Genomic DNA, 26,973 nt, shown 5'->3' on the forward strand with positions numbered 1-26,973 from the left:
GACACTCAAAGTCTACCTGACCGAAGCGTCTAATGCACTTACCCCAACGACAACCACGCTTCGATGCCCAATATCCTCGTCAACATTCCCAAAGGGGCGTTTGCCGGCCCTGCCCGCGCGGATCTCGCCCGCCGCATCAGCGACGCCGCCGCCATGGCGGAGCGCATGCCCGACGACCCGCACAAGCGCTTCGCGATCTGGGTCGTGGTCGAAGAGGCGGAGGCCGGCCTGTGGACGTGCGGCGGCGTCGACATGGCATCGCAGGTGCTGCCCTGCATCGCGACGGTCCATGTGCCCGCTGGCGTGCTGGACGCGCCGGCCAGGGCCTTGTATGTACGGTTGATGCACGACGCCTTCCAGCAGGCACAGCCAGCCGGCGACCGGCGGCGGCTGGCCACCTCGGTGAGGCTCCACGATGTGGCCGACGGCACCTGGGGGGTCAATGGCGATATCTGGCAGTTGCCCCGCTTCGCGAAGGTGGCCGGCTACGGGCACCTGCAGCATCTGGCCGACGCGGCCTGACCATCCAGCGCACGGGAGACGATGCCATGGTGAAACGCAGCATGCAGGAAGAAGATCGCCTTGACGATTTCACGCACCGCACGATCACGCTCGATGGCGTGGCCAAGGTGGTCCACGTGGCCGGCTCGGGGCCAGCCGTGATCGTCATGACGGAGATGCCGGGCATCAGCCCGCACGTCGCACGCTTTGCCCGTTGGGTACGCGATGCGGGCTTGACGGTCTACATGCCGTCGCTCTTCGGCCGCGATGGGGCCGTGCCGGACGCTGAGGCAGGTGCGGCGGTCTTTCGGCGCGCCTGCGTTAGCGCGGAGTTTCGCGCATTCGCTGCCAATCAATCGAGCCCGGTGACACAGTGGCTGCGGGCGCTGGCGAGGCTGGCGCACCAGGAGTGCGGCGGCCCCGGCGTCGGCGCCATCGGCATGTGTTTCACCGGCAACTTCGCACTGTCGATGATGCTGGAGCCGGCGATGCTGGCGCCGGTGATCTGCCAGCCCTCGCTACCGTTGGATGATCCGGGTGGCATCGAGATGGCGCCCGGGGAACTCGCCACGGTGCGTGAGCGGCTTGAGCGGGAGGATCTCACGGTGCTGGCGTATCGATTTGAAGGCGATCGGTTTTGCAGGGCGGAACGCTTTGCTGCCTATGCCGAGGCCCTTGGCGACCGGTTCGTGGGACGCGCGCTGCCGGACAGTGCCGCCAACCCCGATGTCCCTGCCTTCTTTGCCCAGCACGTGCCTTGCCCGCACAGCGTCGTCACCGTCCACCTGATTGACGAAGCTGGCGAGCCGACAGCGGCCGCGCGCGACGAAATCCTGTCGTTCTTTGTGCGGCGCCTGCACCGCGCGGGGGAAAACGAGAAGGGCTAAGGCCCTCCAGCCTCCGCACCGGCAGACCTTTCGCCCTCAACACCGCGTCAAAGCGTTCCTGGTCCGTGGTGCCGCTGCGGTTGCCCTCGCGGATCCTGGCCTCTTTCTCCAGGTGTACGCGCGTTTTGCGCAGCACGTCCGCCACTTCGGCAGCCGGCACCGCGATCACGCCATCGGCATCTCCCACCACCAGGTCGCCCGGCATCACCACCAGCCCGGCGCAGGAAACTGGCACATTGATCTCGCCCGGGCCGTCCTTGCTCGGGCCGCGCCATCGTGCTGATGTCCGGCGCCGCCGGGGCGCGCCCGATCAAGGGCGCCTCGGCCTATGCGGCTTGCAACGCCGCCATCGAGGGCCTTGGCCGTTCGCTCGCGCTCGACCTGGCGCCGGTGCGGGTCAACAGCCTGTTCGTCGACGGCGGCTACGTGCTGCCTTGAGCGCCGTCGTCCTCTCTGGAACTGGCATACCATGCCGGAGTCCGCCGCGGGCCCACCGCCCGGGATCGATGGCAGCGACGCATTCAAGGAGAGGCAAGATGGACTATGTAAGGTTTGGCGCGACGGGACTGAGAGTCTCCCGGCTGTGCCTGGGCTGCATGACCTACGGCGTGCCCGAGCGCGGCAACCACCCCTGGACGCTTGGCGAGCCAGCCAGCCGCCCCCTGATCCGGCAGGCGGTCGAGGCCGGCATCAACTTCTTCGATACCGCCAACGTGTATTCCGACGGCACCTCCGAGGAAATCGTCGGCCGCGCGCTGAAAGACTTCGCCAGCCGCGACGACGTGGTGATTGCCACCAAGGTCCACGGCCGCATGCGCCCCGGCCCGAACGGGGCGGGCCTGTCGCGCCGCGCCATCCTGGCCGAGATCGACAACAGCCTGCGCCGCCTGGGCACCGATTACGTCGACCTGTACCAGATCCACCGCTGGGATCCGCATACGCCCATCGAGGAAACCCTCGAAGCGCTGCACGATGTGGTCAAGGCGGGCAAGGCGCGCTATATCGGCGCGTCCTCGATGTATGCCTGGCAGTTCTCCAAGGCCATCTACACCTCGCGCCTGCACGGCTGGACGCAATTCGCCAGCATGCAGGACCATGTGAACCTGCTGAACCGCGAAGAGGAGCGCGAGATGCTGCCGCTATGCGCCGCCGAGGGCATCGCGGTGATGCCGTGGAGCCCGCTGGCGCGCGGCCGCCTGACCCGGCCGTGGCTTGCCGGCAGCGCCCGCGAGGAGAGCGACGAGTTTGGCAAGACGCTGTACCGCAATACCGAGGCGTCGGACCGCAAGGTGGTGGAGCAGGTGCACGCCATTGCGCAGGCCCGCGGCGTGCCGGCTGCCCAGGTCGCGCTGGCGTGGTTGTCGCAGAAGCGGGAGATCACCTCGCCGATCATTGGCGCATCCAAGCCGCACCATATCGAGGACGCCGTGGCAGCACTCTCGCTCGGCCTCACCGCCGAGGAGATCGCCGCACTGGAGGCACCCTACGTGCCGCATGCGCCCGTGGGCTTCTGAGGCAGCAACGGCGACGGCGACGCCGGTGAACTACCGGCGGCCGGTCACTCGCCCGAGGGCCGCAGCGCGGCCGCGCCCGGCTCACGCGTGATCAGGCGCAGCCCGCTGGCGATACTGGCCACGCCCGCGAAGCCCGCGCCGATCGCCAGCGCCAGGGTGGGGCCGTGGCGGCCCGCAATGCCGAAGCTGAGCGCGACCAGCGCCGCGCCGGTGGCCTGGCCGAGCAGGCGCGCGGTGGCAATCACGCCGCTGGCGCCGCCGGCGCGCTCGCGCGGCGCGCTCGACATCAGCGCCTTGAGGTTGGGTGACTGGAAGAAGCCGAAGCCCGCGCCGCAAATCGCCATGCGAATGCCGATATCCAGCGCACTGGGATGCGCCGGCAGCAGCGCCAGCGACACCATGCCCATGCACATCACCGCCAGCCCCACGCCGCCGAGCAAACCCGGCGCATAGCGGTCGGACAACCGCCCGGCCAGCGGCGCCATCAGCGCCACCACCGCCGACCACGGCGTCATCAGGAAGCCGGTCTCGATCGGGCTGCGCCCCAGCACGCTCTCGAAGTAGAACGGCAGCGACACGAAGGCCAGCCCCTGCGCGGCGAACGAGCAGATCGCGGTCATGGTCGACAGCGCGAACATGGGCCGCTTGAGCAAATCGATGGGCAGCATCGGCGCGGGATGGCCGCGCTCGCGGCGCAGCAGCAGCACGAACGCCACCAGGAACAGGGCCAGCGCCGCCAGCGACTGCCCCAGCGGCGCGCGTTGCGCGCCCTCGCCCAGCGCAAAGATCAGCGAGGCGAACATCACCACGTTGAGCCCCGCCGCGACGCGGTCAAAGCGGTGCACGCCGCGCACCGTCTGGGGCAGCGCCGGCCAGGCGATGTAGAGCGCCAGCAGGCCGATCGGCAGGTTCACGGCGAACAGCCACGGCCACGGCCCCAGCGACAGGATGATCGAGGCCACCGTGGGTCCCACCGCGAACGACACGCCAACCACCAGGGCGTTGAGCCCGACGCCACGCCCGAGCCGATGCGGCGGAAAGATCGCGCTGATCAGCGCCGCGTTCACGCTCATGATGGCGCTGGCACCCACGCCCTGCAGCAGCCGGGCTGCCACCAGCGTGGGCAGCGACCAGGAAAGCGCGCAGACCACCGACGCGGCGATGAACAGCATCAAGCCGCCGAGATACACGCGCCGGTGCCCGACGATGCCGCCCAGCGCCGCGAACGGCAGCAGCGTGGCCACCATGGCGAGCTGGTAGGCGTTGATGACCCAGACGGAGGCCGCCGGGGTGGCATGCAGCGAGGCGGCGATGTTGGGAAGCGCGGTGTTGGCGATTGCCGTATCGAGCGTAGCGAGTGAGACCGCCACCAGGATGGCGGCCATGCCGCGGCGCTCCAGCGACGTCATGGGCGCATCCGCCGCGCGAGAGGGGAGATTGGATTCTGCTGTGTTCGACACTGTCTTTGCCAGTTACCGCCGCGCCCGGGAAGCCGCGCGCAATGCGCCGGCGCCCTGCCCGATTGTTTGATACATGCACCATGGCTCACCCTCCCGATGCGAGAGAGGGCATGGCAAGCCGACACAATACGGGATAACGCGAATATCTGCAGGCGACGGCGTCGCCGGCGGATAGGCAAATAGCCGGAATGACCGGAATGACCGCTAAGGCAGCGCCAGGTGACGCGTCTGCACTATGCCGCCGACCACACCGCCAGTTCGTAGCCGTCCGGGTCGCGGAAATGGAAACGCCGCCCGCCCGGGAACGAGAAGACCGCCCGGACCACGGTGCCGCCGGCCGCCTCCACGCCCTGCTGCGCCAGCGCCAGGTCATCCGCGTACAGGATCACAAGCGGCCCGCCGGGGCGGACCTCTTCGCCGGTGGTGAAGCCACCGGTCAGCCGGCCATCGCTGAACTCGCAGTAGGCGGGGCCGTAGTCGGTAAAGCTCCAGCCGAAGGCTGCGCCATAGAACGCCTTGCTGCGCGCGATGTCGCTGACGTTGAACTCGATGTTGTCGATCTGCCGGTCCTGGCCTCTGATGCCCATGGCGAACTCCCTGGTGATGGATAAGGAACACCATTTTCACCCGGAGGCCGCGGCAAAGCTTGAACAAAACGGCCAATCAAGCCTTTGGCGCGCGCAACTGGCGCAGCAGGGCCGACGCCGTCATGCCGCACAACGACTGGATCTCCCGGCTCAGGTGAGCCTGGTCGGCATAGCCCGCATCCGCCGCGAGCGCGGCCAGCCCAAAGTCGGACCTGTCCGCCCTGCCTGCCCGGTTGCCTCCCCTGCCGCCTGCCCGCTGCGTCGATTCGTGCGCCAGCGCCAGCGACAGCGCACGCTGAAATCGCAGGATCCGCTCCAGCGTCTTCGCGCCATAGCCGAAATGCTCGACGCTGCGGCGCCGCAGCGTGCGCTCGCCAAGGCCCAGCCGGCGCAGGAGCAGAGGAATCGTCTCGTCCGCCATGCCGGCATTGGCCTGCACCAGCGCGAAGATGGCTGCCGCCTCGCGGCTCGGGGCCTCGACGCGCAACGCCGTCTGCGCCAGCTGGCTCTGGAATACCTCGACCTCGCGCCCTGCGGCCGCGGCCTCCTCCATCCTCCCGGCAAATTCCCGCCCACGCTGGCCCCACAGGTCGGCCAGCTCAACCTGGCTCCCGACGATCTCCGACATGGGCAGGCCCAGCCAAGGCAGCGCCGCGCCTGGTTGAAAGCGCGCACCCAGCACCACCGCGCCGGGCGCCAGGTCCGGCCGGGCCGCGGTGATGTCGGGCCCGACCACCAGCAGCCGGCCGGCGCGCCAGAGCACGTCCACGCAGCCGTCCGGCACGACGGCGATCGCACCGGCGTGGTCAGTTGGCAAGGCGCTGGTCCACACGCACTGGAAGTGCGGCTGGAGCTCAGGCCGGGGCCGGGCTTCGCCGTAGCGCCCGACCGTGCCTGCCAGCGCGGGAATGTCCGGTGAATGTCGCGAATCCGGCTGTTGCATTACGCTGTGGGTCCCCGCAGACGTTGATAGCGATCGATGGTGATCGATGGTGATGAATGGCGATTCATGCATGGCACCGGGATTGGCATCGCCAGCCCCCCAAGGAACGACGCATGAAAATCGGCTTGGTTTCGGACCCGCATCTTTCGGCCTATCCGATGGACTTTCCGAATCCCGATGTCGACGTGATGATACTGGCTGGCGACATCTGGCGCCCCCCCGGGAAGCCATGGCATGGGCCGCGGCCGCACGCAGGTACAGGTGCGGGGGCACTCGGAATGGCATTACAACCCCGGCCAGCAGCCGCACCGAAGTTCGCGGCGCGAACGCCGGCGTGATGCGCACCGGACAAGCCACTTGGGATTTTCCCTTGGTTTGCGCCGCGTAATGCACTGCCAGACCTTTCGATCCGCAGGGACACTTCGCCATGGCAGAAGTTGTCTGCTAATGTCTGCTCCGCAGGAAATCAAGGCAGGCGACGCCCGCCGCATCCCCTGCGCCGCCCGGGCCGGCCACGCACCGGCCCCCTGGTCTGGCGGCAAGCTCAAAAGACAGGAGATAAAGCAATGCAGCCTAAGGCTCTCGAACCGACGGAATCCGTACTTCTTGCCTTGATGGACAGCGTGCGCGAATGGCAGCGCGTGCTGGACCAGACTCTGTGCGATGCTGGACTCGACTATCCGAAATGGATCTTGCTGCGCGCTATCCGCCAGGAAGAGTTCGTTCGCCATGAGCCTTACCTGGGCCAGATGCTGATATCCGCGGCGCACTCGGAAAGCCTGCTGGACGCCTTGCACGCCGACGGCTGGATCACATACGATCCCGCCGGCCGGCCGTTGATTCCCGCGCGCGCCGAGCCTAAGGTGGACCGCGTCTGGAAAGGGTTGAAGGCGCTCCACTCCGTCTCCGTGGCCCCCTTCAGCACAGAGGAACGCAACGCGCTGACGGCCTCGCTCCGGCGCATGAAGGCCACGTTGCACGACCACAGCGTGCGGCTTGGACGCCAGGCGGAACGCCGGGTGGAACTGGCGCACTGAAAACAAACAAACCAACAAACCAACCGGAACCCCGATGCTCCCTGCCGTACCCAGCGCCGATATGACGAATGACATGCCGCCTCCCGCCGTGGTCTGCCATTGGATAAGACGGCTGCTGCGGCGCGCGGAGCTGGCACAAGATCCTCGGCGGGTGCAATTGGCAGCGCAAGACCCCGGTATTGCGCAAGCCGTCCGCTATGCTGCCGACCCCGCCTACATCACCGCGTATCCGGCCTGGCCCCGCGCCTCGGCCTTGGCGCAGGCCGCCGGCCTGGGCGAAGCCGGCACGGAAATCCTGGCATTCCTGATCGCCGCCGAGACGTCCCCGCCGCTGGAGAGGTGCGTTGCTGCATTTGGCCCGTTGACGCAAGAGGGCATGGCTGCGGTGCTGGCCACGGCGCTGTACCGGCCAATGGCCGTTGTGGCACAGGGCCTTGCGACAGCCACTGCGCTTTGCCGCGCGGCACGGCTCGCCGCGACACCAGCCACGGCGAGCCTGTCCCAGGCATCCATGCAGAGCTAAGCCACGGCCATGCCTGCGAGCAGCCAGCCGGCCCTCACTTCCCGCCACCAAACAACGGCGACGCCTCGATGCGCTCAAGCATGCCGCGTGCCGCACTGGTCAGCGGCCGGTTGGCCCTGACGATCAGGCGCGACTGCGCGGCCTCGAAGATGGGGTTGGTGGTGCGCAGCGCCACCAGCTCGCCCCTGGCGACTTCCTTCACCACGGAATTCGAAGAGGTGAAGGTCAGGCCAAGGCGGCACTCGACATAGCGCTTGAGCGTAAGGATGGAGTTGGCGACGAAGCTGGGCGTGAGAACGATGTTCTCGGACAGCTCGGCCATCTGGATCAGCTGGCGCAAACCGAATCCCGGCGCCATCAGCGCCACCGGATATCGCGCCACGTCCTTCAGGGCGGGCCGTTTGCGCTGCCGCGCGAGGGGATGGTCGGGCCAGGCGATCACGCATAGCGGATGCGTGCGCGCCGTGACCACGCGAACGGCGGGGTCCGCGGGCGCGCCGAACACGACGCCGATATGCGCGTCGTCGTGCGCCACCGCGCGCACGGCGTCGGAGGCGCCCGCCACCTTGAGCGAGACGCGGATGCCGGGATATTGCCGGCAGAACGCATCCACCACCCCGCTCATCAGGATATCGACAAAGCCCTCGCTGGCCATCAGCTGGATATCCCCGCGCTGCAGGCCGTTCACTTCATCGAGCCGGGCCATCAGCGCTTGCTCGCTGGCCTGGCGGTCGCGGCAATGGTCCATCACGATGGCGGCCACCTCCGTGGGCACGATGCCCCGGCCTTTGCGCTCCAGCAGCGCCACGCCTAGCTCGGTCTCCAGCAACTGGATCTGCCGGCTGACGATCGACGGCTCCACGCCAAGGCGCTCGGCTGCGCCGCGCACCGACCCTGTGTTGACCGCTTCGTAGAAATACTGCAGGCGCCGCGCGCTCAGTCCGCCTTCCATGTTCCGTTCCTGTTTCACGTTTCCTGACTGGCTCAAACTCCGCAAATCGTTGCCAAATAGGCAACAATTTCCTGACAAGCTTACATTGATTCGGACGACGGGAATTGCGAATAATGTGCGGGCGGCAAATCCGCGACCACGATCCCCTTCGAGCAAACAAAGCATGAAACCCTTCGCTTCTATCCTGGCAGCCGCAACCTTGGGCGTGCTCTGTCACCAGGCCGCGGGCGCGGCGCCGCAAGACCCCGCGTACCCGGTCAAACCCGTTAAGATCGTGGTCGGTTACGCGCCCGGCGGCTCCTCCGATGCCGTGGCGCGGCTGGTGGCCAACCGGCTGTCGGAGCGGCTTGGGCAGAGCTTCGTGGTCGAGAACCGTCCTGGCGCGGCCAGCAATATCGCAGCGGCCGGCGTGGCGCGCTCGCCCAATGATGGCTACACCATCCTGCTAGGCTCCAATGCCAGCACCATCAACGTCTCGCTGTACAAGAAGCTGCCCTTCGACTTCCAGAAAGACTTCGCGCCGGTGGTACTGCTCACGCGCTTCCCGAACATCATGGCGGTGAACCCGTCGGTGCCGGCCACGACGGTGGCGGAGTTCATCAGCTATGCCAAGGCGCATCCCAAGGGCATCTTCTTTGCCTCGTCCGGCGCGGGCTCGTCCACGCGGCTGTCGGCCGAGTTGTTCAAGATGATGGCGGGCATCCAGATGGAGCACGTGCAGTACAAGGGCAGCGCGCCGGCGCTGACCGACCTGATGGCGGGCCAGGTGCAGGTGATGTTCGATACGGCGCCGTCGGTCATGCCGCTGATCAAGAGCGGCAAGCTGCGCGCGCTGGCCGTGACCAGCGCCAGCCCGCAGCCCTTCGCGCCGGAGATCCCCACCGTGGATGCGGGCGGGTTGAAGGGCTATGAAGTGGTGTCGTGGTACGCGCTCTTCCTGCCCGCTGGCACGCCGGGCAGCATCGTCGATACGCTGAACAAGGAAGTCAACGCGATCATGGCCGAGAAGGAAACCCGCGAGAAGCTCGCCGCGATGGTGGCGACGCCGGGCGGCGGCACGCCCGAGGCGCTGCGCCAGTTTGTCGGCTCGGAAATCACCAAATGGGGCGCGGTGGTCAAGGCCTCTGGCGCCACCGCGGACTAGGCCGGCAGATCATGCGCGTTTTTACCGGCTCGCTAGCCACCGAGACCAACACCTTCGCCCCGCTGCCGACCGCGCTCGATGCATTCGTCGACCGCGGCTACTTTCCCGCAGGCACGCACCCGCCCGAGATGACCGTGTTCAGCGGCCCGCTGTGGGCCGCGCGCGAACGCGGCCGCGCGCGCGGCTGGGTGGTGATCGAGGGCATGGCCACGGGCGCCCAGCCCGGCGGCGTCACCACGCGCCACGCCTATGAGGCGCTGCGCGATGAGCTGCTCGGCGACCTGCGGCGGGCGCTGCCCGTCGACATGGTGGTGCTGGGCCTGCACGGCGCCATGGTGGCCGATGGCTATGCGGACTGCGAGGGCGACCTGCTCACCCGCGTGCGCGCGCTGGTTGGCCCCGGCGTGGTGATCGGCGCCGAGCTGGACCCGCACTGCCACCTGTCGGATGACATGGTGGCGCATGCCGACATCCTGGTGGCCTACAAGGAATATCCGCACACCGATATCCGCGAGCGAGCGCTGGAACTGGTGGACCTGTGCGCGGCGCAGGTGGCGGGACACATCGCCCCCGTGGCGGCGGTGGCCGACTGCGGGATGGTCGTCACCATCCGGACCAACCAGGAGCCGGCACGCAGCTACGTCGACCGGCTGATCGCACTGGAGGGACACGACGGCATCCTCTCGGTCTCCGTGGCACATGGCTTCCCGTGGGGCGACGTGCCAGACATGGGCACCAAGCTGCTGGTGTACGCGGATGGCGATAGCGCAGCCGCGCACCGGCTCGCGCGGCGCCTGGCCGACGAGCTGATCCGCATGCGCGAGGCCCTGGCGCCCGCTTACCCTGGCCCGGATGCGGCCATCGACCAGGCACTGGCATTGGCCATGGCGCCGGGCGGCGCGCCCGTGGTGATCGCGGATGCCGCCGACAACCCCGGCGGCGGCGCGGCGGGCGATGCCACGTTCCTGCTGCATCGGCTGCGCGAGCGTGGCATCGGCAACGTGGCGGTGGGCCCCTTGTGGGATCCCATCGCTGTGCGCATTGCCTTTAGTGCCGGCGTGGGCGCGCGGCTGGCGCTGCGCATCGGCGGCAAGGTCAGCCCGATGTCCGGCGAGCCCATCGACCTGGCTTGCACCGTGAAGGCGCTGGTCCCTGACATGATCATGACGGGGCTGTCGGGCGCGCCGGCGGCGGTAGGCAACGCGGCACTGGTGGAGGCGGATGGCATCGAGATCGTGCTGATCACGCGGCGCGCGCAGGCGCTGGACACCGATGTCTTCACGCAGCTCGGCTGCCGTCTGCCCGAAAAGACGCTGATCGTCGTCAAGTCCGCGCAGCACTTCCACACCGCGTTCTCGCGGATTGCGCGCCATGTCATCTATGCGGACGCGCCAGGCTCGGTCTCGCTCGATTTGCGTTCCCTGCCCTATCGGCACATTTGCCGGCCCAAGTGGCCGATCGATGCCTGAACAAAAAAGGCGGCGCACGCGCCCAGACGCGCGTGCGCCGCCTTCACGGCATCAAGCCACCATCAACCTCCATCAACCTGCATCAAGCTTTCTTCAAGCTTTCTTCAAGCCTTCTTCACCCACGCACTGCACCAGCCCTTGGTCGCGACCTGCTTGCCGGCGAACAGCGGGCAGCCGCCGCTTGCGTCCGCCGCCTTGCCCTGGAAGAGCTGGCAGTTGCCGCAATGCTGGCTGGCGTCATGCTTCGGGTACTTGGCCTTGTCCACCTTCGACGAATCCGCCTTGTAGCCAAGGCCAACCGCCTGCGGGTCCTTTTCATCCACCATCGGGCCGCTTCCCTGTGCCCGGGCTGGCAGGGAAACACCCAGCGCGCCGGCCGCCGCGATGATCGGAATGCCTTTCAAGAAATGACGACGAGTTGACATCTTTAATCCTCTTTTTTTCTGTGGGGGGACAAACCGGACAGGGGCGCGCCTTGTGCAACCACGCAAGCCACCGTCCGTCAACCATCGGCGCGCCCATGACGGCGCCCGCCGGATACCAGCCCGGACGCAGGCCACGCCCCAGCAAAAAACCAAGTGTCAGACACGTCGGTTTAAAGTGCGCGCAGCCGGCACCCGGAGCCGCCGTCATGGCTGGCTCCAGGCTTGTATCCCGATTGAGTTTAGACGACGCCGATTACGTCGACGTTGCGCGTAGTCATGGAATGCGATCGATCCATGCCCTGCACGCACCCGGAATCCGGCCGCCGGATCGTATGCGGCCGGATCAGGCTGGGCAGAACGTTTTAGCGCCGTCCGCCCACATCCACAATTGCCCCGTTTGGCGCGACCATGTAGTAATCCGCGCCAATGCCAACCCAGTGGTGGCCCTTCGATGGCTTCGGCAGGTCGTACGAATGCCAGTCATCCACCACATACTGGCGATCACGGTACTCCGTGGGGAGCCTGTCGCCCTTATGCCACTGGCCCGGCCCGCTACGCGCGTTGTCACGGTCGTCACCCGGCCGCCCGCGGTCGTCCCGGGGCGGCTGGCCATGGTATTGGTAGCCACGGCCAGAGTCGCGGTCCGGCTGCGCAAAACTTTGGGCCGAAACCAGGAACCCGCCGGCGAGCATCACGCCCAACAGCAGTTTGCTTCTCACGGTTTTCGTCATCAGGCACTCCTTTTTATTAGCCGCTGTAGCCATGCCGGCCGCGGTGGCCGCGCTGGCCCTGGCAGGACATCGTCAACAAGGCCAAAAGCACAAGCAGTCCACACAAATGGCTTGTCGCCATGGACTGGCTCGCAACTTCGATGCCCGATTTAAGAATAGTGGCTGCGGCGCAGGATGCCGCCGAGAAGCGCCGGATCAGGCGCTCATCATGCTTGCGCGGAGCAAAAATGAAGTGCGCAAGGAGACTGGCAAGAACACGATGGCGGTAAATGCCCGCCATCCGTGTAAGAAATACAACCCGATTTGACCAGGACGCGGCACGCAAGGCGCGCCTGCATCACAAGGCCTGCCACCAGCGATCAGGCGTGCGCGCCCTGCAGCGTGCCGGCAAAGCGGTGTTGCCCCGGGGCGTCGTCAGGGGTGGCTTCCAGCTTGAACTCGCCCACCGCGTTCTGCAACTGGTGCGCCTGTTCCGCCAGGGCCGATGCGGAGGCGGCGGCTTGCTCCACCAGCGCGGCGTTCTGCTGCGTGACCGCGTCCATTTGCATCACGGCTTGATTGACCTGCTCGATGCCGCCGCTCTGCTGTGCCGATGCCACCGAAATCTCGCCCAGGATGGTGGTGACCTGGCTGGACGCCGTCACGATCTCGCGCATGGTCTGGCCGGCATGCTCCACCCGCGCGGAGCCGTTGCGCACCTGCTCAACCGAATCGCCGATCAGGCCACGGATTTCCTTGGCGGCCGCGGCGCTGCGCTGCGCCAGCGTGCGCACCTCGCCGGCCACCACGGCAAAGCCGCGCCCTTGCTCGCCCGCGCGCGCCGCTTCCACGGCGGCGTTGAGCGCCAGGATATTGGTCTGGAACGCAATGCCCTCGATCACGTCGATGATGTCGACGACCTTCTTGGAGCTGGCGCTGATCGCCTGCATGGTTTCCACCACCTCGCCCACCACGGTGCCGCCGCGCTGCGCAATGTGCGAGGCATTGGCCGCCAGCTCATTGGCCGCGTGCGCGCGCTCGGTATTCTGCCGGACCATGGCGGTCAGCTCGCCCATGCTCGATGCGGTTTCCTGCAGCGCCGAGGCCTGCTCCTCCGTGCGCTGCGAGAGGTCGGCATTGCCGGCGGCGATCTGCTTGGAGGCGTCGGAGATGGAATCGGTCGATTCCTTGATGCGGGTCACCAGGTCCGTGAGCATGTCCTCCATCTCGCCCATGCCGGCCAGCAAGCGGCCGAATTCGCCCTTGCGTTCGGTTTCGAATTCCTTGCTGAGGTCGCCGGAGGCCACGGTCTCGGCGATATAGACGGCCTCGCCTAGCGGTTCGGCGATACCGCGCGCAATGCCGTAGGTAAAGGCGGCGCCCACCAGAAGCGCGACAAGCCATAGGGTAAACATCAAGGTACGCGCGCCATCGATGGCTTGCTGCGCGTCACCGCCGCCGGCCCCGGGCAAGCGGTCCAGCCCGGTCGCGATTGCCGCGGCCATCAAGAGCAAAACCACCGCGAATCCCACGCCAAGGCGCGTACGGATGGTCAGGTTGGCAAATGACATCATTGCTGCATCTCCCCTTTTATGTGGACTACGCCTGCTTCGTCGTCTGGATAACGGCGATGCGCGCAGAAACTTTAGGAGAAATCCTGGATGCCTTTATCCGCTCCGTCCGCAAGGCCCGCTCAGCCGGGAAGATGGCCCGGCGCCGCCCCGTCGCCCGCGCGGCTGCCCGCGGGGAAATGCACGCCGGCGCGCTGGGCCGCCCGGACGATGTGATCCGACATGGCGCGCTGGGCCAGGCTGGCATCGCCCGCGGCCAAGGCGTCGATGATGGCGCAATGCTCGGTGCAGGTGGCATGGCGGCTGCCGCGCTGGTAGAACGGCAAGCGCTGGCTTTCCTGCATGACGTCGGTGCTGTTGCGCAGGATATCGGCGATGGCACGGTTGCCGGCGATCGCGATGATGCGCATATGAAAATCAAAGTCCAGCCGGGCGGCCTGCGTGAAGTCGGACGCGTCGATGCACACCCGCATGGCCTCGGTGTTCTCGCGCAGGGCGTCGATGTCTTCCGGCAGCAGCGCCGCCGCGGCCAGCCCCACGGTGAAGCCCTCCAGCGCGAAGCGCAACTGGTAGATATCGGTCAGCGAATGCGATTTGGAAAAACGCCATGGCGGCGGCGCGCCGTCGCCAGCGTCGGCGGCCACATACACGCCCTTGCCGGGGCGCGAGACCACCAGCCCCAGCCCCTGCAGCGTGGACAACGCCTCACGCAGCGAGGTGCGGCTGATGCCGAGCTGCTCCGACAGGTCGCGCTGCGAGGGCAACAGCGATCCGGCCGGATACTTGCCGCCCTCGATCCACTCGCGGATCAGGTTCGCGGCGTTGGCGGAGATGGCGGTAGCTGTGACCATTGGGTGCGATGAAGTCCTGCGCGGGATCGTGAAAGATGGGGGGCCGGCGCTTGCCGCCGGATTGACGGCAAATTGTACTCGACGGCCCGCCCGGAGCATGCCCCGGGCAGCGCCATCGCACGCCTGCCTGGCCTACTTGTTCACCAGCCGCGCCGGCACCGTATAGGTCAGCGCCGCGCCGCAAAGCAGCACGCCAGCCAGCACGAACATGGCCAGGTTGGTGCTCTGCGTCGCGTCCTTGATCAGGCCGATCATGTAAGGGCTGACAAAGCCCGCCAGGTTAGCGAACGAGTTGATCATGGCGATGCCGGCTGCGGCGCCCGCGCCAGATAGCAGCGCGGTCGGCAGGCTCCAGAACAACGGCGAGGTGGCCAGGCTGCCACCCGCAGCGAGCGCCAGTGCGGCGAGCGAGAGCACCACGTTGTCGCTGAAGATCGCGCTCAGCGCCAGGCCGGCGGCGCCGCAGCAAAACGGCACGATCAGGTGCCAGCGGCGTTCGCGCATGCGGTCTGAGCTACGGCTGACCAGAATCATCGAACACACCGCGACGGAGAACGGGATGGCCGTCAGCAGGCCGATATTCAGCGCGCCGCTCACGCCGGACTGCCGGATCAGGGACGGCAGCCAGAACGTCAGCCCGTACTGGCCCATCACCGTGCAAAAACAGATGCAGGCCATCTTGATGATGCGGCGGTCCGAGAACAGCTGCCGCATGGTCATGTGCCCGCTTTTGTTGGCGTTCTCGTTGGCGATGTTGCGCTCCAGCAAGTCCTTCTCGCCCTGCGTGAGCCAGCGCGCCGAGCGGATGTTGTTGTCCAGGTAGGCCAGCACGGCAACGCCGACCAGCAGCGAAGGCAGTGCTTCGATCAGGAACATCCATTGCCAGCCGCGCAGCCCCGCCACACCCTGCATGGACTCCATGATGAAGCCGGAGAGCGGGCCGCCAAAGATGCCCGACACCGGGATCGCGCACATGAACAACGCCACCATGCGCGCGCGGCGGTGCGACGGGAACCAGTAGGTCAGGTACAAGATCATGCCGGGGTAAAAGCCCGCCTCGGCCGCGCCGAGCAGGAAGCGCAGCACGTAGAACTGCGTGGTGGTCTGCACGAACACCATCGCCGCCGAAATCACGCTCCACATGATCATGATGCGCGAGATGGTCGCCTTGGCGCCGATGCGGTGCATCAGCACATTGCTTGGCACTTCAAAGAAGAAGTACCCGATGAAGAACAGGCCGGCGCCCAGCCCGTAGGCGGACTCGCTGAACTGCAGGTCGCCCAGCATATGCAGCTTGGCAAACCCCACGTTGACACGGTCCAGGTAGGCCACGACATAACAGAGCATCAGGAACGGCAACAGGCGCCACGCCACCTTGCGGTAGACGGCGTTTTCCTGCGCCGCCGTCGCGTGGGCGGCGGCGGGCTCGGGGGCTAGCGATGGGGCGGTGGTCAGGGACACAGCGGTTTCCTCCTCGGGTGGCTCGGCTTGTTATCTCAACTGGTATTACCAGTCTGTTTTCTTGGAGATGGCGAAGGATACGTCCCGGCGTTTCCATAGGAAAGCGGCGTAAACCCTGTGATATAGGCGCCTTGACGCCGGCCGTTGACAACCGGATACTGGCATCACTGGTATTACCAGTCGATCCACGGAGATTGGCAAGGCGCCTTCGCCGGCCACTTCTTACCCACGACAAGAGGAAAAACGTGTCTGCTCCCGACGAGAAGGCGATCCAGCCCCCATTGCCATCCCAAGCGCCGGTGCGCCTGCAGGCGGAGCCACTGACCGTAGCTGCATTCGCCCCGTTTGGCGATGTCATCGAAAGCGAGGGGCGCGCGCCGATGGTGATCAATGGCGGCATGACGCTGCGCTATGACGACCTTGCCAGCGTCGATGTCGGCACGCAGTGCGGCCGGGCGCTGATCAGCTTCTTCGACGCGCAGCCTTATGCGCTGCCGCTAGGCATCCGCGCCATGGAGCGGCACCCGCTGGGCAGCCAGGCCTTCGTGCCCCTGGACGAGGCCGCCTTCCTCGTGGTCGTGGCGCCCGTTGGCGAGCAGATCGACGAATCGGCCATCCGCGTGTTCGTCACCAACGGCAGGCAAGGCGTGAACTACAAGCGCGGCACCTGGCATCACTCGCTGATCGTCACGCAAGGCACGGCGCGCTTCCTGGTGGTGGACCGGGGCGGCGAGGGCCACAACTGCGACGTTACCGAGCTGCGCGGCAACTACCAGGTGGCGGGGTAGAGGCGTCGTCGCCGGTCGCGAATTAGGTGCAGGACGGGTGCAGGACGGCACCGGCTTGATCCCACTCCCCGCTGCCTGCGATTGGCGCAGCGGATCAAGCTGGCGGCCTCGCAACGCCCTCAGTCCACCGTGATCTGGCGCTTGCGAATCACGCCGGCCCAGCGCGCGCTGTCCTGCTCGATCGTGGTCGCCAGTTCCTGTGGCGTGCCGCCGCTCGGATCCATGCCAAGCGTGGCCAGCTTCTCCTTGAGCGCCGGGTTCGCCAGGACTTCAAGCGCCTGGTGATTGATGCGGGCGATCACCTCCCTGGGCGTGCCTGCCGGCGCCATCAGCGCGTACCAGGATACCGCCTCGAACCTGGGGAAGCCCTGCTCGGCAATGGTGGGCACGTCGGGCATCACCGCCAGGCGTTTCTGGCTGGCCACGCCAAGCGCGTGGAGCTTGCCCGCCTTGACGTAGGGCAACGCCGACGAGACCTGCGCGAACATCATGGTCACCTGCCCCCCCACCAGGTCGGTCATGGCCGGGCTCACGCCCTTGTAGGGAATGTGGTTGAGCTTGACCTTGGCGTCCAGCTGCAGCAACTCGCCCGCCAGGTGCGCCTGGCTGCCGGCCCCGGGCGAGGCGAAGGTCAGCTCGCCCGGCTTTTGCGCCGCCAGCTTGAGCAGATCCGCGAGGGAAGCTGCGGGGACGTTGGCGCCGACCACCAGCACGTTCTGCGCCGTCGCCAGCATCGTCACCGGCACCAGGTCTTGCGCCTTGTACGGCAGGCTGCGGAACAGCGAAGGATTGACGGCGATATTGCCCACCGGCACCACCGCCAGCGTATAGCCGTCCGGCGCGGCCTTGGCCGCCTGCTCCATGCCGATGGTGCCGGCCGCGCCCGCCTTGTTCTCCACCAGCACGCTCTGGCCCCACGCCTTGGACAGTCCCTCGCCCACGACCCTGCCGAGCACGTCGGCGGGCCCGCCCGCCGGGAACGGCACGATCAGCCGCACGGGCTTGGACGGATAGGCCTGGGCGCTGGCCAGCATCGGCAGCCCGGCGGCCAGCAAGGTCATCAGGAAACGCTTCATCGACATTTCTCCACGTCAGTCGGACTATCAGACAATCACAAAAACGGACTCCCCGGCACGGTCGGGCCGCACGCAAGCCGCGCTGGCTGCCGTGGCGGTCATGGACGCGGCGCCCTGGCGTCAAGGGTGCCGGTCAGCGCAAAGCGCGCGTGGTCGGCTTCGCGGGCGTAGCGCGCCAGCACGTCATAGTCCTGCGCGGCGACGCATGCAAAGCGCGCCAGCCGCAGCTGCGCGAGCCAGCCCGCGCAGGCCGGGTCGCGATGCAGGTCCAGCAGCACGGCGCGCACGCGCGCCACGGCGGCGTCGCCGGCCTGCGGCGCGGCCACCAGCGGCGGGATCGGAGACGCCGGCGTCACCGCCACGCTGCGCACCTTCGCCATCAGCTCAGGGACATGCATGCGCAGCAGGTCCAGCACATAGCTGTCGACCACGCCAACCTCGGCATCGCCACCGATCACCGCGTCGATCACCTGGCGTGGCGTGGGGGTTGGCGCCGCCGTTGGCCGGAACAGCGTGGCAGCGCCGGCGGCAGCCTTTGCCATCAGGTAGTGCCGCGGCGCGTTAAAGCCGGAGTTCGATTCCGGCAGCATGCAGGCCAGCCGGCCACCAAAGGCCGGCTCCAGGGTGGCGAACGCCGCATCGTCGCGCACGATGAACTCGGTGAAGTATTCCGGCCGGTCCCCGTAGCGCGCCAACGATGGCACCGGCGCCGCCAGCAGGCGATGCCGGCTTCCCGCGCTGACGAACGGGAACCCGCACATGAAGACGCAGCCGCAGTCCGGCCGCGCCCACAGCGCGCTGACCGGCGCCGGCGCGGCATGCTCAATGTACGTCCACGCCATGCCGGCGCGCTCGCCCACGTAGGCAAACAGCGCACGCCACGCCTGGGCCACCGGCGCGGCCACCGCATACATGCGCGCGTTGGCGATCATGCGTAGACGAGCTGCTGGCCAATGCCCATGCGCTCGGCCTTCTTCATGATGGCGTGGCCAAGCGCGATATCGCTCAGCGACAGGCCTCGGTGCCAGAACAGGTTGGTCTCGTCATCGCTCTGGCGGCCCGGCTTGCGGCCCGCGACGATATCGCCAAGCTCCGCGTGCAGCGTCTGCCCGGACAACTTGCCCGCCTCCACATGCGCGCGCAGGGAGCCAAACATGCCGCCCTTGCACTGCGTCCAGTCGTCCACCACCAGCTTGCTCATGATGTCGGTCAGCGACAGCTCCACCGCGCTCATGGTCCCATACGGCACCACAAACGCGCCCGGCTTGATCCACTCGGTCTTGAGCAGCGGCGTGGGCTTGTCCAGCCGCGACGCCTCGACCACGATGTCCGCGCCCCGCACGCACGACTCCCAGTCCTGCGTGACGATGACCTTCTTGCCAAGATCCTTCTCCAGCCGCGCGGCGAACGCGTCGCGGCTTTCCGGGCGGCGTGAATGCACCCGGATCTCGTCGAAGTCGAAGAGGCTGTCGAGCAGGCGCACGTTCCAGTACGACGTGCCGCGCGCGCCGATATGGCCAAGCACCTTGCTGTTGCGCCGTGCCAGGTGGCGAGCGCCCAGCGCGGTCACCGCGCCGGTGCGCGCATCGGTGATGAAGGTCGCGTCGATCATCGCCACCGGCATACCGGTGCGCGGGTCGAACAGGTTGAGCATGGCCATCTCCGACGGCAGGCCCAGCTTGTAGTTGTCGACGTAGTCGCCAACGATCTTCACGCCGGCCAGCCCCAGGGGCGCCACATAGCCCCGCAGCACATTGAAGTGGCCATTGAATGCCGGGTCTGGGATCAGGTGCACGCGCGGCTCGATCACCGTCTGCTTGTTGCCTTGCGCCAGCAGGCCCTGCTCGACCGCGTCGAGGATTTCCTGGTCGGTCATCGCGAGCTTGGCAATGTCACGGCCGTTGATGTAGGTCAGATGGATGTCGCTCATGTGTTTTCCTTGTCTCCCGCAATGGACGTTGGGGCGATGCACCGGCATGCATCAGGATGCCCCGAGGTGGGCCATACATCCCCATCGCGGTGCCAGCGCCAATCGCCCCTGGCGCCGCCTTGGTGCACGTGCGCAAGCGCGCTGCCAGGACCCAGTGTAGGCAGCCTCATCCTTACTGTCATATGCTTATCTATCCGCGCAACTTAACATCAGGTTAATAGGTTGAAATCATGAAAATGAACCTCCGGCAGATCGAAGTGTTCCGTGCCGTGATGCTCACGGGCTCGATCAGCGGCGCGTCCAAGCTCCTGTATGTGTCGCAGCCCGCCATCAGCCGGCTGATGTCGCACACCGAGCAGCGCCTGGGGCTGGAACTGTTCCGCCGCGTGAAGGGACGCCTGCATCCCACGCCGGAAGCCAGGCGGCTGCTGGGCGAGGTCAATGTGGTGTACGAGGGGATCGAGCGCGTGAACGAGATCGCGGAAGACCTCGCAACCAACCGCACGGGCAGCCTGCGCATTTCATGCAGCCCGAATCTCGGGCAGACGGTGCTGCCCCGCGCCATCGCCTCGTTTCGCGCCGCGCATCCGGCCGTGCGCATCGTCGTGCGCACGCAGATCCCGGGCAACATGCTGCGCGCCCTGCTCTCCGGCCAGGCCGAGCTGGCCGTGTCCAACATGCCGCTGGCGCATCCCAACCTGGAATCCCGGCTGCTGGTGAAGAACCCGATGGTGGCGCTGGTGCCCGCGGGGCACCCTTTGAGCGGGCGCAGCTACGTGCGCCCGGCGGAGCTTGCCGGGGAGCCATTGATCGGCTACGGCGCGGATGTGCCGTTCGGCTTGCTGGTGCGGGAAATGTTTGGCAGCGGCTTCGACGACCTCGATATGCGCATCGAAGTGGAGCAGGCGCACGTGGCGCGTGCGCTGGCGCAGGCCGGGGCCGGCATCGCGCTGGTCGATGCCATGACGGTGTTCGGGCAGGCGTGGCCCAATATCGTGGCGATTCCGATCCGGACCAAGGTCAATGCCTCGGTCCAGATCTTCAATGTCCAGTCCGAGCCGCTGTCGCGGCTGTCGCTGGAGTTTGCGCAGGAACTGGTGGCGCGGATGAAGGCTTGAGGCGTGCGGTGGCGATCGGGTCGACGCACCCGTGCCACCGCTTACCGCTTCAACGGATGCGCCAGGAAAAACCGCACCATCTCCGCGCTGGCATCGGGCCCGCTCGCATCGGTGTACGAGCCATGCGTGCTGCCACCCGCCCACGCGTGCGGCGCGCCATGCAGCAGCCAATACTCCGCATCAACGCCATCGCGCGACTTCAACTGACGGCGCGTGAAGGCACGCCCGTTCTGCTTGCTCCTGCGCTGGCCGTCCTGCTCACCGCAATGCTGGAAGGCTCCCAGCAGCCGGTCGGCGTTGGACACATGCACCGTTGTATCCGCGTCTCCCTGGAAGACGATCAGGGGCCGCAGCGCAGCGGCCTGTGCTTTCGCCATGTGCAGGCCCGCCAGCTTGCCGCCCTGCATCGCGGCCAGCGCCGACGGCAAGTCATGCGCGCTGGCATACGGCAAGCCGGAGTGAATCCCCGCCGCGGCATACAGGTCGGGATAAGCGTGCACCATCACGGCGGCCATGGCGCCGCCGGCGGACAAGCCGGCCACGTACACGCGATCGGGATCGACCGGATGGCTGGCCATGACTTCCCGCGTGATGCCCGCGATCAACGACGGCTCGCCAAGCTCGCGCTGCTGGTCGCCCGGCTTGAACCAACTCCAGCACCTTGACGGGTTCGCCGTCACGGGCTGGATGGGATAAGCAACCAGGAAACCGTGCTGCCTTGCCAGCGCATTCATGCGGGTACCCGCCGCAAAATCGTCGGCGTCCTGCGTGCAGCCGTGCAGCATCACCACCAGCGGCAAGCGCTTGCCCTCGAAGCCGGCGGGCACGTAGAGCTTGTAGGCGCGCTGGCCGGCGTGTCCGGCATGGCGCCTGGTGGTGAAGTGGCCGGTGTCCTGCGCGCCGGGTTGCGCTGCGGGTTGCGGCGTTTGTTGCGGCGTTTGTTGCGGCGTTTGTTGCGGCGTGGGTTGCGGCGTGGGTTGCGGCATATCCCCGGGGTGTGCGCGGCCTTCGCGCGCCTGGGCGGCGCTCTCCTGCGCCTGGCGTGGCAGCAGCGCCTCGACAACTTGCGCAGGCTGGAAGCCGGCATTGGGCACTGCGCTGTTGCCGCGCAACGCGCGCGCAATGACCTCGGTGGCTTCCAGCGGCCCCGCGGTGCGCAGCAGCGCCATGGCTTCCTGCATGGAAGCCAGGAATTCTTCGTTCATCTTCATCATGGTGTCCTTCTATGTGCCTTTGGCGTTGGGCGTTCCGTTGCCTGGCGGCTTAGCGGATGCGGCCGGCCAGCGCGGCCTTGACGGCGGCGGAGGCATGGAAAGCGCCCAGCACCACGATCGACTCGATCGTGGCCAGGGCAAGCTCGGGCGTGACATCGGATGCGATGCTGGCCAGTCCCAGCACATGGATATCCAGGCGCTGGTGCGCGGCTTGCGCCGCCTCCAGGTCCTGGCGGGAGAAATGCTGCAGGCCAAGCACCAGCGCGCGCCGCGTCACGGTCTCGCTGACGGCCTGCGCGTGGATCGCAAGCTGGTTGCGGATCGCGGTGCGGATCAGGTCGGTACGGTTTGAGTAAAAGCCTTCTTCGACCAGCAGGTCGATCTGGCCGAGATCGACCGGGCCGAGATTGATCGTGATCTTCTCCGTTTCGCCGCCCTTAGGGCGGGGTTGCGCCACAAGTGCCTTTTGTTGCTCATCCATCGTTGTTTATCATCCAGAACCATCCGAATACCATCCAATGGGATGGTTATAGGATGGAGCTACCTATTATTCAAGGACGATTGCCGATTTTTGCTGCATTCGCACATGAAAGTGCGGCCTACGGTATCCGGCAGCATTGCCCACCCTGGCATTCAAGCCTTTGCAGGCGACCCATGAAATTTTTCGCCACGCGGCAAGGTGCCGGGGGATCCGCTCTATCCTTGGGCGTGGCTTCACGCACACCGAACCAGAGCAGCAGGGAACCAGGGATCGAGAGATCGCGTAATCGAGAAATCGCGTGACCGAGAGGACATAGGAGCGATATGCCAGCCCCCGCAATGACAACGCGCCACAGCCCACGGCATCGCCGGGCGGCATGCTGGCTTGCCTGCGCTTGCGCAGCCCTGGCGCTATGCGCCTGCGCGCCAGATTCGGTGCGCAACTACGAGGCGAAAGGCTTCGATGCCTACCTCGACAGCGTGCAGCGAGGCTGCCCGAACATGATGATCGGAAACAACAACATCAGCGACTGGCTGCGCACCGACGGCGGCCAGAACGACAGCGACTACGTGTACTGGCTCGACCAGACCTCCCGGCTTTACTACCAGCGCATCACGCCGGCGCAGTATCGCGACTCGGTCATCGGCGCGCTCGGGCAAGGCAAATCGGATACACGTGCCGTGGATTGCATCGTCGGCAAGCTGCCGGCGCAGCGCCCTGCCAGCCCGGCAGGAGACAAGCGGCCGTAGCTGCTGGGCGTGGTGGTTGGCCATGATTGCTGCGTGGGCGGCCAGGATAGGCGCCAACGCATGCGGCGCCGGAATGGCTAGCGGGCCGATGACCTGTTCAGGGCTGCGGCGGCGCGTATGAGCGTCTTGAAGGCATCCTCATCCATCTCGTCGCCCTCATGCAAATCGATGGCGCGCCGGGTGTTGCCTTCCAGGCTGGCGTTGAATAGTCCGGAAGGATCCTTGAGCGAAGCGCCCTTGGCAAACGTCAGCTTCACAATGCTCTTGTACGTCTCACCGGTGCAGATCAGTCCATCGTGAGACCAAACCGGAACGCCTCGCCATTTCCACTCTTCGACCACCTCAGGGTCAGCCTGCTTGATGAGAGCGCGGACATGGGCGAGCGTCTTGCCCCGCCAGTCGTCCAGTTCCTGGATCCTGGCGTCGATCAGGCGGGAAGGGGATTCGCCCTGCGGCGTTGTGCTCATTTTCATGGGGATTGCACCTGATTCGGCTGTTTTACCAGCTTGCCTGCATAGCCGGCTCGCCCTTCCCTGAGCCGCACCGCGCCTGAATAGGCGGCATTGAATCTAGCATACCCCGTTGGTTCATGCTGCATGATCGTTATCGACCATACGGGGTCGTGGCGACATGGTGACACGCTTCAGATTGCTGGCGGCCGCCGCCAGATGACATGGTTTTGTCAGCCGATACTGGGGCGCCGCGCTCGGCTACACTCTGCCGACTCTCCCCTCCCAGGCACGCGCGAAGGAAATGGCAAATCAAGGCGACATCAGCATCGGCGAAGGCAAATGGATTCCGTTCATCGACTTGCAAGGGAAGTACCACGACGCGGTGGACATCGACGAGTGGCTCGCCCCTATCCTGCCCTTGCTTGACCGGCTCGAAACGGAATGCGTCGCGGACTGTTGCGGCATTGACGCCTATGGTTTCTGGCCCGATGCCATTGCCCGGGCGGCGATGCAAGCCGGCCTCCCCGATCTTGCCGAGCGGATTGCCCAGATAAGAGAACGCGTCGCCGGCGCTGGCGGCGACGTGTTCCTCAGCCACAGGATGAACAACTACTTCGACAGGCAGGTCTTGCTTCAGCTGATCGACCACATCGCTGCCTGCCTTGCGTCCGGAGCGCGCGACGCGAAGGCCTGAGCGGCTCTTGGCGATCGAAGAAGAACTGGCTGTCCGGCAAACACGTCAGCGTGGACGACCGAGGGCTGACTGGTGCAGCATGTTCTGTAGCGAACATGAGCAGCCGGTCAGCCGGTCAGCCGATTAAGTGCGAATAGCAAGACTGGAGGAACGTGCCTCTACCGGGAGGCCAGATCGAACCGATCGAGATTCATCACCTTGACCCATGCCGTGACGAAGTCACGAATGAATTTCTCTTGGGCGTCTTCGCTTGCGTAGACTTCAGAGAGCGCGCGGAGCTGTGCGTGCGAACCGAAGATCAGATCGACACGCGTGCCAGTCCATTTCAGTTCACCGGTCTTGCGGTCGTATCCCTCGAATACTTCCCGGGAAGCCGAAAGTGGCTTCCATTCCGTACGCATGTCGAGCAGGTTACGAAAGAAGTCATTGGTCAACGTCTGCGGCCGGTCGGTGAGAACGCCGTGAGCCTCTGTTGCGGCATGAACGTTCAGCACACGAAGCCCGCCAAGCAGAACGGTCATCTCCGGTGCGGTCAGCGTCAGCAGTTGGGCCTTGTCGATCAGCAACGCCTCCGCGGGAACGCTGTATTCTCCCTTGAGGTAATTGCGAAAGCCATCCGCAACCGGTTCAAGCACCCCGAAAGATTGCACGTCGGTCTGTTCCTGCGACGCGTCCATGCGACCTGGCGCGAACGGCACGGTCACCCGATGGCCTGCCCTTTCTGCTGCCTGCTCGATAGCAGCTCCGCCGGCCAGCACAATCAAATCCGCCAGTGAAATCTTCTTGCCGCCAGACTGTGCGCGGTTGAACTCGGACTGGATGCCGTCCAGGACCGTCAGCACCTTCGCCAATTGCTGAGGCTGGTTGACGGGCCATTCAACCTGCGGTGCCAGGCGGATGCGAGCGCCATTGGCACCGCCGCGCTTGTCCGAGCCACGGAAGGTCGATGCCGATGCCCAGGCCGTCGACACCAGCTGCGCTACGGACAGCCCCGACGCTCGAATCTTCTGCTTGAGCGAAACGATATCCTGGTCGTTGACCAGCGGATGGTCGACGACGGGGATCGGGTCTTGCCAGATCAAGGCTTGCGCAGGCACTTCCGGGCCAAGGTAACGGGCGCGCGGACCCATGTCGCGATGGGTCAGCTTGAACCAGGCGCGGGCAAATGCGTCGGCAAACTGGTCAGGATTCTCCAGGAAGCGCCGCGAGATCTTCTCGTAAGCCGGGTCGAAGCGCAGCGAAAGATCGGTGGTCAGCATCGTAGGCCGCAGCTTCTTCGAAGGATCGTGCGCGTGCGGGATCGTCTCACCGGCATCCTTTGCCACCCATTGATGCGCGCCGGCCGGGCTCTTGGTCAACGCCCAATCGTAGCGGAACAGGTTCTCGAAAAATCCCATGCCCCATTTCGTCGGCGTCGCCGTCCAGGTCACTTCCAGACCGCTGGTAATGGCATCGGCCCCCTTGCCGGCGCCAAAACTGCTCTTCCAGCCCAGCCCCTGCTGCTCCAGATCAGCAATCTCCGGCTCCGGGCCAACGTTGCCGGCCGGTCCGGCGCCGTGCGTCTTGCCAAAAGTATGGCCACCGGCGATCAGCGCGACGGTTTCCTCGTCGTCCATGGCCATGCGGCGGAAGGTCTCGCGGATATCGCGCGCGGCCGCGATTGGATCCGGATTGCCGTCGGGGCCTTCCGGATTCACGTAGATGAGGCCCATCTGCACCGCGGCCAGTGGATTTTCCAGGTTTCGTCCGTCGTCCGGGCCGCCGGCCGCGCCCTTGCCGTAACGGATATCGCCGCCCAGCCAGGTTTTCTCGTTACCCCAGTAGACGTCATTGTCCGGTTCCCAGGTATCTTCACGACCGCCGGCGAAGCCGAAGGTCTTGAATCCCATGGTCTCCAGCGCGACATTGCCGGTGAGGATCAGCAGGTCGGCCCAGGAAATCTTGTTCCCGTACTTCTGCTTGATCGGCCAGAGCAGGCGACGTGCCTTGTCCAGGCTGACGTTATCGGGCCAGCTATTGAGCGGTGCAAAACGCTGCTGACCGCGTCCGGCGCCTCCCCGGCCGTCGTCGACACGGTAGGTGCCCGCACTATGCCAAGCCATGCGGATAAAGAGTGGACCGTAGTGGCCAAAGTCCGCCGGCCACCAATCCTGCGAATCGGTCATCAGCGCAGCAAGGTCTCTTTTTACCGCCGCGAGGTCGAGACGCTTGAAAGCCTCGGCATATCTGAAGCTCTCGTCCATTGGGCTGGACTTGTCGGAATGCTGACTGAGCAAGTCCAACCGCAACTGCTTCGGCCACCAGTCACGATTTGTCGTACCGCCGCCGGCAGCATGATTGAACGGACACTTTGCTTCATTGGACATGCGCTCTCTCCTATCAGAATCAGTCAGCGGCCATGGCCCCTGGACACCTGTGTGCCCGGTGGACGCGGTG

At 66.2% G+C, this 26,973-nt stretch carries 30 protein-coding genes; 13 read left to right on the top strand and 17 right to left on the bottom strand.

The window, feature by feature from the left end; all coding sequences use genetic code 11:
- Positions 1–63 precede the first annotated feature (63 nt).
- Together A9975_RS12770 and A9975_RS12775 are read left to right on the top strand one after the other, a co-directional pair.
- Positions 64–522 (top strand): tautomerase, encoded by a 459-nt coding sequence (locus A9975_RS12770; RefSeq protein WP_183033079.1) that lies wholly within the window; start codon positions 64–66, stop codon positions 520–522.
- A 26-nt stretch (positions 523–548) separates the two neighbouring features.
- A complete protein-coding gene (locus A9975_RS12775; protein ID WP_183033080.1) occupies positions 549–1,388 on the top strand; it encodes a dienelactone hydrolase family protein in 840 nt (279 codons plus the stop codon).
- Here the strand turns inward: A9975_RS12775 and A9975_RS38065 are convergent.
- The gene (locus A9975_RS38065) at positions 1,276–1,623 is read right to left on the bottom strand and encodes a hypothetical protein (protein ID WP_370564492.1); all 348 of its coding nucleotides are present in this window, start codon (positions 1,621–1,623) and stop codon (positions 1,276–1,278) included. The two genes, A9975_RS12775 and A9975_RS38065, sit on opposite strands and share 113 nt — an antisense overlap.
- 47 nt (positions 1,624–1,670) lie before the next feature.
- Here A9975_RS38065 and A9975_RS12785 point away from each other — a divergent pair, with 47 nt between their 5' ends.
- A complete protein-coding gene (locus A9975_RS12785; protein WP_183033159.1) occupies positions 1,671–1,826 on the top strand; it encodes a hypothetical protein in 156 nt (51 codons plus the stop codon).
- A gap of 98 nt (positions 1,827–1,924) precedes the next feature.
- Positions 1,925–2,902, top strand: a complete 978-nt coding sequence (locus A9975_RS12790) for an aldo/keto reductase (RefSeq protein ID WP_183033081.1) — start codon at positions 1,925–1,927, stop codon at positions 2,900–2,902.
- A gap of 44 nt (positions 2,903–2,946) precedes the next feature.
- Here A9975_RS12790 and A9975_RS12795 read toward each other — a convergent pair whose 3' ends face one another.
- The 3 genes from A9975_RS12795 to A9975_RS12805 form a co-directional block, all read right to left on the bottom strand.
- Positions 2,947–4,311, bottom strand: a complete 1,365-nt coding sequence (locus A9975_RS12795) for an MFS transporter (RefSeq protein WP_183033082.1) — start codon at positions 4,309–4,311, stop codon at positions 2,947–2,949.
- A gap of 284 nt (positions 4,312–4,595) precedes the next feature.
- Complete coding sequence (locus A9975_RS12800; RefSeq protein WP_183033083.1) at positions 4,596–4,949, bottom strand: VOC family protein; 354 nt, start codon at positions 4,947–4,949, stop codon at positions 4,596–4,598.
- 76 nt (positions 4,950–5,025) lie between these two features.
- Positions 5,026–5,892 (bottom strand): DUF6597 domain-containing transcriptional factor, encoded by an 867-nt coding sequence (locus A9975_RS12805; RefSeq protein WP_255503179.1) that lies wholly within the window; start codon positions 5,890–5,892, stop codon positions 5,026–5,028.
- Between the two features lie 566 nt (positions 5,893–6,458).
- On the opposite strand from A9975_RS12805, the gene A9975_RS12810 reads away from it, so the two are divergent.
- Positions 6,459–6,929, top strand: coding sequence for a MarR family transcriptional regulator (locus A9975_RS12810; RefSeq protein WP_183033084.1), 471 nt, complete (start codon positions 6,459–6,461; stop codon positions 6,927–6,929).
- A gap of 157 nt (positions 6,930–7,086) precedes the next feature.
- Entirely contained in the window at positions 7,087–7,452 is a 366-nt protein-coding gene (locus A9975_RS12815; protein WP_183033085.1) for a hypothetical protein, read from the top strand.
- Between the two features lie 34 nt (positions 7,453–7,486).
- Here A9975_RS12815 and A9975_RS12820 read toward each other — a convergent pair whose 3' ends face one another.
- Positions 7,487–8,404 carry a LysR family transcriptional regulator gene (locus tag A9975_RS12820; protein WP_183033086.1) on the bottom strand — a complete coding sequence of 306 codons (918 nt, stop codon included), beginning with the start codon at positions 8,402–8,404 and terminating at the stop codon, positions 7,487–7,489.
- 163 nt (positions 8,405–8,567) lie between these two features.
- Here A9975_RS12820 and A9975_RS12825 point away from each other — a divergent pair, with 163 nt between their 5' ends.
- Both A9975_RS12825 and A9975_RS12830 read left to right on the top strand, forming a co-directional pair.
- The gene (locus A9975_RS12825) at positions 8,568–9,548 is read left to right on the top strand and encodes a tripartite tricarboxylate transporter substrate binding protein (protein ID WP_183033087.1); all 981 of its coding nucleotides are present in this window, start codon (positions 8,568–8,570) and stop codon (positions 9,546–9,548) included.
- A gap of 11 nt (positions 9,549–9,559) precedes the next feature.
- Positions 9,560–11,017, top strand: a complete 1,458-nt coding sequence (locus A9975_RS12830; protein ID WP_183033088.1) for a M81 family metallopeptidase — start codon at positions 9,560–9,562, stop codon at positions 11,015–11,017.
- Between the two features lie 104 nt (positions 11,018–11,121).
- On the opposite strand, the gene A9975_RS12835 is transcribed toward A9975_RS12830, so the two are convergent.
- Entirely contained in the window at positions 11,122–11,442 is a 321-nt protein-coding gene (locus A9975_RS12835) for a high-potential iron-sulfur protein (protein WP_043354321.1), read from the bottom strand.
- Between the two features lie 362 nt (positions 11,443–11,804).
- Entirely contained in the window at positions 11,805–12,173 is a 369-nt protein-coding gene (locus tag A9975_RS12840) for an RcnB family protein (protein WP_220810718.1), read from the bottom strand.
- 31 nt (positions 12,174–12,204) lie between these two features.
- On the opposite strand from A9975_RS12840, the gene A9975_RS12845 reads away from it, so the two are divergent.
- A complete protein-coding gene (locus A9975_RS12845) occupies positions 12,205–12,480 on the top strand; it encodes a hypothetical protein (RefSeq protein WP_183033089.1) in 276 nt (91 codons plus the stop codon).
- A gap of 52 nt (positions 12,481–12,532) precedes the next feature.
- Here the strand turns inward: A9975_RS12845 and A9975_RS12850 are convergent, their stop codons facing one another.
- From A9975_RS12850 to A9975_RS12860, 3 genes are all read right to left on the bottom strand, one after another.
- Positions 12,533–13,726, bottom strand: a complete 1,194-nt coding sequence (locus tag A9975_RS12850; protein WP_183033090.1) for a methyl-accepting chemotaxis protein — start codon at positions 13,724–13,726, stop codon at positions 12,533–12,535.
- A 119-nt stretch (positions 13,727–13,845) separates the two neighbouring features.
- Entirely contained in the window at positions 13,846–14,574 is a 729-nt protein-coding gene (locus A9975_RS12855; RefSeq protein WP_183033091.1) for a FadR/GntR family transcriptional regulator, read from the bottom strand.
- Between the two features lie 132 nt (positions 14,575–14,706).
- Positions 14,707–16,029, bottom strand: coding sequence for an MFS transporter (locus tag A9975_RS12860; RefSeq protein WP_183033162.1), 1,323 nt, complete (start codon positions 16,027–16,029; stop codon positions 14,707–14,709).
- Between the two features lie 251 nt (positions 16,030–16,280).
- On the opposite strand from A9975_RS12860, the gene A9975_RS12865 reads away from it, so the two are divergent.
- A complete protein-coding gene (locus tag A9975_RS12865) occupies positions 16,281–16,823 on the top strand; it encodes an ureidoglycolate lyase (protein ID WP_370564499.1) in 543 nt (180 codons plus the stop codon).
- 119 nt (positions 16,824–16,942) lie between these two features.
- Here A9975_RS12865 and A9975_RS12870 read toward each other — a convergent pair whose 3' ends face one another.
- The 3 genes from A9975_RS12870 to A9975_RS12880 form a co-directional block, all read right to left on the bottom strand.
- Positions 16,943–17,899, bottom strand: a complete 957-nt coding sequence (locus A9975_RS12870; RefSeq protein ID WP_183033092.1) for a tripartite tricarboxylate transporter substrate binding protein — start codon at positions 17,897–17,899, stop codon at positions 16,943–16,945.
- A gap of 98 nt (positions 17,900–17,997) precedes the next feature.
- A complete protein-coding gene (locus A9975_RS12875) occupies positions 17,998–18,831 on the bottom strand; it encodes a phosphate/phosphite/phosphonate ABC transporter substrate-binding protein (RefSeq protein ID WP_183033093.1) in 834 nt (277 codons plus the stop codon).
- A complete protein-coding gene (locus A9975_RS12880) occupies positions 18,828–19,829 on the bottom strand; it encodes an ornithine cyclodeaminase family protein (RefSeq protein WP_183033094.1) in 1,002 nt (333 codons plus the stop codon). Before A9975_RS12880 ends, A9975_RS12875 begins: the two co-directional genes overlap by 4 nt.
- 230 nt (positions 19,830–20,059) lie before the next feature.
- Here A9975_RS12880 and A9975_RS12885 point away from each other — a divergent pair, with 230 nt between their 5' ends.
- A complete protein-coding gene (locus tag A9975_RS12885) occupies positions 20,060–20,947 on the top strand; it encodes a LysR family transcriptional regulator (protein ID WP_183033095.1) in 888 nt (295 codons plus the stop codon).
- 41 nt (positions 20,948–20,988) lie between these two features.
- Here the strand turns inward: A9975_RS12885 and A9975_RS12890 are convergent, their stop codons facing one another.
- Positions 20,989–22,158: a PHB depolymerase family esterase gene (locus A9975_RS12890; protein WP_183033164.1), complete on the bottom strand. Its 1,170-nt coding sequence runs from the start codon at positions 22,156–22,158 to the stop codon at positions 20,989–20,991.
- A 52-nt stretch (positions 22,159–22,210) separates the two neighbouring features.
- A complete protein-coding gene (locus A9975_RS12895; RefSeq protein WP_174428417.1) occupies positions 22,211–22,642 on the bottom strand; it encodes a CopG family transcriptional regulator in 432 nt (143 codons plus the stop codon).
- Positions 22,643–22,980: 338 nt separating this feature from the next.
- Between A9975_RS12895 and A9975_RS12900 the strand changes: the two genes are divergently transcribed.
- Positions 22,981–23,391, top strand: coding sequence for a hypothetical protein (locus tag A9975_RS12900; RefSeq protein ID WP_183033165.1), 411 nt, complete (start codon positions 22,981–22,983; stop codon positions 23,389–23,391).
- 77 nt (positions 23,392–23,468) lie between these two features.
- On the opposite strand, the gene A9975_RS12905 is transcribed toward A9975_RS12900, so the two are convergent.
- A complete protein-coding gene (locus A9975_RS12905; protein ID WP_183033096.1) occupies positions 23,469–23,864 on the bottom strand; it encodes a DUF1801 domain-containing protein in 396 nt (131 codons plus the stop codon).
- Between the two features lie 280 nt (positions 23,865–24,144).
- On the opposite strand from A9975_RS12905, the gene A9975_RS12910 reads away from it, so the two are divergent.
- On the top strand, positions 24,145–24,537 hold the full coding sequence (locus A9975_RS12910) for a DUF6331 family protein (RefSeq protein WP_183033097.1): 393 nt from the start codon (positions 24,145–24,147) through the stop codon (positions 24,535–24,537).
- A gap of 158 nt (positions 24,538–24,695) precedes the next feature.
- Here A9975_RS12910 and katG read toward each other — a convergent pair whose 3' ends face one another.
- Positions 24,696–26,903 (bottom strand): catalase/peroxidase HPI, encoded by a 2,208-nt coding sequence (katG, locus tag A9975_RS12915; RefSeq protein ID WP_183033098.1) that lies wholly within the window; start codon positions 26,901–26,903, stop codon positions 24,696–24,698.
- Between the last annotated feature and the right edge of the window lie 70 nt (positions 26,904–26,973).

This window comes from Cupriavidus sp. UME77 (genome assembly GCF_014170355.1).
Classification (GTDB): domain Bacteria; phylum Pseudomonadota; class Gammaproteobacteria; order Burkholderiales; family Burkholderiaceae; genus Cupriavidus; species Cupriavidus basilensis.

Excerpts from the sequence above, each read along its gene's own strand:
- A9975_RS12795 (WP_183033082.1), bottom strand. The coding sequence starts at position 4,311 with ATGACGTCGCTGGAGCGCCGCGGCATGGCCGCCATCCTGGTGGCGGTC.
- A9975_RS12840 (WP_220810718.1), bottom strand. The coding sequence starts at position 12,173 with ATGACGAAAACCGTGAGAAGCAAACTGCTGTTGGGCGTGATGCTCGCC.
- A9975_RS12785 (WP_183033159.1), top strand. The coding sequence starts at position 1,671 with ATGTCCGGCGCCGCCGGGGCGCGCCCGATCAAGGGCGCCTCGGCCTAT.
- A9975_RS12870 (WP_183033092.1), bottom strand. The coding sequence starts at position 17,899 with ATGAAGCGTTTCCTGATGACCTTGCTGGCCGCCGGGCTGCCGATGCTG.
- A9975_RS12905 (WP_183033096.1), bottom strand. The coding sequence starts at position 23,864 with ATGAAAATGAGCACAACGCCGCAGGGCGAATCCCCTTCCCGCCTGATC.
- A9975_RS12775 (WP_183033080.1), top strand. The coding sequence starts at position 549 with ATGGTGAAACGCAGCATGCAGGAAGAAGATCGCCTTGACGATTTCACG.
- katG (WP_183033098.1), bottom strand. The coding sequence starts at position 26,903 with ATGTCCAATGAAGCAAAGTGTCCGTTCAATCATGCTGCCGGCGGCGGT.
- A9975_RS12845 (WP_183033089.1), top strand. The coding sequence starts at position 12,205 with ATGCCGGCCGCGGTGGCCGCGCTGGCCCTGGCAGGACATCGTCAACAA.
- A9975_RS12890 (WP_183033164.1), bottom strand. The coding sequence starts at position 22,158 with ATGAAGATGAACGAAGAATTCCTGGCTTCCATGCAGGAAGCCATGGCG.
- A9975_RS12885 (WP_183033095.1), top strand. The coding sequence starts at position 20,060 with ATGAAAATGAACCTCCGGCAGATCGAAGTGTTCCGTGCCGTGATGCTC.
- A9975_RS12825 (WP_183033087.1), top strand. The coding sequence starts at position 8,568 with ATGAAACCCTTCGCTTCTATCCTGGCAGCCGCAACCTTGGGCGTGCTC.
- A9975_RS12830 (WP_183033088.1), top strand. The coding sequence starts at position 9,560 with ATGCGCGTTTTTACCGGCTCGCTAGCCACCGAGACCAACACCTTCGCC.
- A9975_RS12850 (WP_183033090.1), bottom strand. The coding sequence starts at position 13,726 with ATGATGTCATTTGCCAACCTGACCATCCGTACGCGCCTTGGCGTGGGA.
- A9975_RS12855 (WP_183033091.1), bottom strand. The coding sequence starts at position 14,574 with ATGGTCACAGCTACCGCCATCTCCGCCAACGCCGCGAACCTGATCCGC.
- A9975_RS12800 (WP_183033083.1), bottom strand. The coding sequence starts at position 4,949 with ATGGGCATCAGAGGCCAGGACCGGCAGATCGACAACATCGAGTTCAAC.
- A9975_RS12820 (WP_183033086.1), bottom strand. The coding sequence starts at position 8,404 with ATGGAAGGCGGACTGAGCGCGCGGCGCCTGCAGTATTTCTACGAAGCG.
- A9975_RS12835 (WP_043354321.1), bottom strand. The coding sequence starts at position 11,442 with ATGTCAACTCGTCGTCATTTCTTGAAAGGCATTCCGATCATCGCGGCG.
- A9975_RS12880 (WP_183033094.1), bottom strand. The coding sequence starts at position 19,829 with ATGAGCGACATCCATCTGACCTACATCAACGGCCGTGACATTGCCAAG.
- A9975_RS12900 (WP_183033165.1), top strand. The coding sequence starts at position 22,981 with ATGACAACGCGCCACAGCCCACGGCATCGCCGGGCGGCATGCTGGCTT.
- A9975_RS12875 (WP_183033093.1), bottom strand. The coding sequence starts at position 18,831 with ATGATCGCCAACGCGCGCATGTATGCGGTGGCCGCGCCGGTGGCCCAG.
- A9975_RS12790 (WP_183033081.1), top strand. The coding sequence starts at position 1,925 with ATGGACTATGTAAGGTTTGGCGCGACGGGACTGAGAGTCTCCCGGCTG.
- A9975_RS12810 (WP_183033084.1), top strand. The coding sequence starts at position 6,459 with ATGCAGCCTAAGGCTCTCGAACCGACGGAATCCGTACTTCTTGCCTTG.
- A9975_RS12910 (WP_183033097.1), top strand. The coding sequence starts at position 24,145 with ATGGCAAATCAAGGCGACATCAGCATCGGCGAAGGCAAATGGATTCCG.
- A9975_RS12805 (WP_255503179.1), bottom strand. The coding sequence starts at position 5,892 with ATGCAACAGCCGGATTCGCGACATTCACCGGACATTCCCGCGCTGGCA.
- A9975_RS12770 (WP_183033079.1), top strand. The coding sequence starts at position 64 with ATGCCCAATATCCTCGTCAACATTCCCAAAGGGGCGTTTGCCGGCCCT.
- A9975_RS12895 (WP_174428417.1), bottom strand. The coding sequence starts at position 22,642 with ATGGATGAGCAACAAAAGGCACTTGTGGCGCAACCCCGCCCTAAGGGC.